Genomic DNA, 2885 nt, shown 5'->3' with positions numbered 1-2885 from the left:
CAACAGCTCGAGCAGGATGATGAGCCAGACCCCCAGGTCGCCGCGCAGCCGGGGCGCCGCACGCGCGCCCTGGTTGCCGGCTGGCGCAAAGACGCCGGGATGGCGCGGTGGGGTGGTCATGGAATCTTGCTGGCTCACGGTTCTTGCCCTGTGCGGACGTTGCATGCGGGCAACGTCCAGCCTGCATTTTCGGCCCATGCGGGGCGCAAAAACACGGCGCAGAAAAAAGATTCATCAAATATGAACCTTATTGATCCGCATCAAATTGGCGCGCCTGCCGACTCGGTAACGTGGCCACTCATCACTGCATGAGGTACACCATGAGCCAAGGCTTCACCAGCCAGATGGCGCGCAACATTTTCTATGGCGGCACGATGTTTTTCGTGCTGCTGTTTGCCGCGCTGATCTTTCACACCGAAACNCATCACTGCATGAGGTACACCATGAGCCAAGGCTTCACCAGCCAGATGGCGCGCAACATTTTCTATGGCGGCACGATGTTTTTCGTGCTGCTGTTTGCCGCGCTGATCTTTCACACCGAAACCAAGATCCCCGAGCGCTCCAAGGCGGGCGACATCACGCCTGCCGTGGTGCGCGGCAAGCATTTATGGGAGACGCGCAACTGCATCGGCTGCCACACGCTGCTCGGCGAGGGAGCGTATTTCGCGCCCGAGCTGGGCAATGTCTACGAGCGCCGCGGGCCTGATTTCATCAAGGGCTGGATGAAGGCCATGCCTACGCACACGCCCGGGCGCCGCCAGATGCCGCAGTTCAACTTCACCGACCCGCAACTCGACGACCTGGTCGAATTCCTGCGCTGGACCAACGGTATCAACACCGAAAAGTGGCCGCCCAACATTGAAGGGTAAGCGCCCCACGGCGCCCAGACCCTTCATCCACTTCCCAGGATAAAAACATGCAACCCGCAACCCTCAAATACCCGTCGCAGGCCGTCGCGAAGCTGTACTTCATCGCCGCGCTATGCCTGTTCACCGGCCAGATCCTCTTTGGCCTGACCCTCGGGCTCCAGTACGTGATCGGCGACCTGATGTTCCCGGCCATCCCGTTCAACATCGCCCGCATGGTGCACACCAACCTGCTCATCGTGTGGCTGCTGTTCGGCTTCATGGGCGCGGCCTACTACATGGTGCCCGAAGAGAGCGAGACCGATCTCTGGAGCCCGCTGCTGGCCAAGGTGCTGTTCTGGATCTTCCTGGTCGCCGGCGCCGCCACCATCCTGGGCTACCTGCTGGTGCCCTACGCCACACTGGCGCAGATGACCGGCAACGACCTGCTGGCCACCATGGGGCGCGAATTCCTCGAGCAGCCCCTGCCCACCAAGGTCGGCATCGTGCTGGTCTGCCTGGGCTTTCTGTTCAACATCAGCATGACGGTGCTCAAGGGCCGCAAGACGGCCATCTCGCTGGTGCTGCTGCTGGGCCTGTGGGGCCTGGCGCTGCTGTTCCTGTTCAGCTTCGTCAACCCCAGCAACCTGGTGCGCGACAAGCTCTACTGGTGGTTCGTGGTGCACCTGTGGGTGGAAGGCACCTGGGAGCTGATCATGGCTGCGCTGCTGGCCTTCGTACTGATCAAGACCACCGGCGTGGACCGCGAGGTGATCGACAAGTGGATGTACATGATCGTCGCCTTCGCCCTGATCTCGGGCATCCTGGGCACGGGCCACCACTTCTACTTCATCGGCCTGCCGGGCTACTGGCACTGGGTGGGCGGCGTGTTCTCGGCGCTCGAACCGATTCCGTTCTTCATGATGACGCTGTTCGCCTTCAACATGGTGCAACGCCGCCGCCGCGAACACCCCAACCAGGCCGCCGTGCTATGGGCCGTTGGCACCGCCGTCATCGCCTTCCTGGGCGCCGGCGTGTGGGGCTTCATCCACACGCTCAGCTGGGTCAACTACTACACGCACGGCTCGCAGGTCACGGCGGCGCACGGCCACCTGGCTTTCTACGGCGCCTACGTGCTGGTCGTGCTGGCCATCATCAGCTACGCCATGCCCATCATCCGCGGCCGCGAGGCCAACCCCAAGCATGCGCAGCGGGTTGAAATGTGGAGCTTCTGGACCATGAGCATCGGCATGGCCGTGATGGTGCTGGCGCTCAGCGGCGCCGGCATCCTGCAGGTGTGGCTGCAGCGCATGCCTGCTTCGGGTACGGCGATGTCCTTCATGGCGACGCAGGACCAGCTGGCGTTCTTCTACTGGACACGCGTGGCCGGTGGCGTCATGTTCCTGATCGGCCTGCTGAGCTACCTGTCGAGCTTCTTCATCGGCCCCTCGGCCGACGAAGAAACCGTATTCAGCGCCAGCGGCAGCCGCCTGTCACAGGCCTGAGCATGCAAAACGCCCACGCAGTGGCCGCGCAGGCCCCAGGCACTCTCTCCACGCTGGAGCGCGACGGCGCCGTGGGCGGTGCACCGTTCTACGCCGCCCAAGGTGGCGAATGCGCGCTCTTCGAGCACTGCTTCGACCAGCAGCTGCCGCTGCTCATCAAGGGCCCCACGGGCTGCGGCAAGACGCGTTTCGTCGAGCACATGGCGGCGCGGCTGGGCCGCCCGCTGATCACCGTCTCGTGCCACGACGACCTGAGCGCCGCCGACCTGGTGGGCCGCCACCTGATCGGCCAGGGCAACACCGTCTGGGCCGACGGGCCTTTGAGCCGCGCGGTGCGCGAAGGCGCCATCGTCTACCTCGACGAGGTGGTCGAAGCGCGCAAGGACACCACCGTGGTGCTGCACCCGCTGGCCGACGACCGGCGCGTGCTGCCGATCGAGCGCACCGGCGAGCTGCTCCAGGCGCCGCCCGAGTTCATGCTCGTCATCTCCTACAACCCCGGCTACCAGAACCTGCTCAAGGGCCTCAAGCCGAG

The 2885-nt window shown here is 64.1% G+C and carries 3 protein-coding genes; all 3 read left to right on the top strand.

Going from position 1 to position 2885, the window contains the following annotated elements; all coding sequences use genetic code 11:
- The first annotated feature begins 383 nt into the window (after positions 1-383).
- The gene (locus QZH66_RS14810; RefSeq protein WP_305806687.1) at positions 384-869 is read left to right on the top strand and encodes a cytochrome c; all 486 of its coding nucleotides are present in this window, start codon (positions 384-386) and stop codon (positions 867-869) included.
- A gap of 47 nt (positions 870-916) precedes the next feature.
- Entirely contained in the window at positions 917-2350 is a 1434-nt protein-coding gene (locus tag QZH66_RS14805; RefSeq protein ID WP_305806686.1) for a cbb3-type cytochrome c oxidase subunit I, read from the top strand.
- A 2-nt stretch (positions 2351-2352) separates the two neighbouring features.
- Positions 2353-2885, top strand: a 533-nt coding sequence (locus tag QZH66_RS14800; RefSeq protein WP_305806685.1) for an AAA family ATPase, incomplete at its 3' end; no start/stop codon positions are given.

Source organism: Stenotrophomonas sp. YIM B06876, assembly GCF_030711595.1.
In the GTDB taxonomy this organism is placed as follows: domain Bacteria; phylum Pseudomonadota; class Gammaproteobacteria; order Xanthomonadales; family Xanthomonadaceae; genus Stenotrophomonas.
The sequence above is the reverse complement of the archived record's forward strand: the minus strand, read 5'-3'. Positions and strand labels throughout refer to the sequence as shown.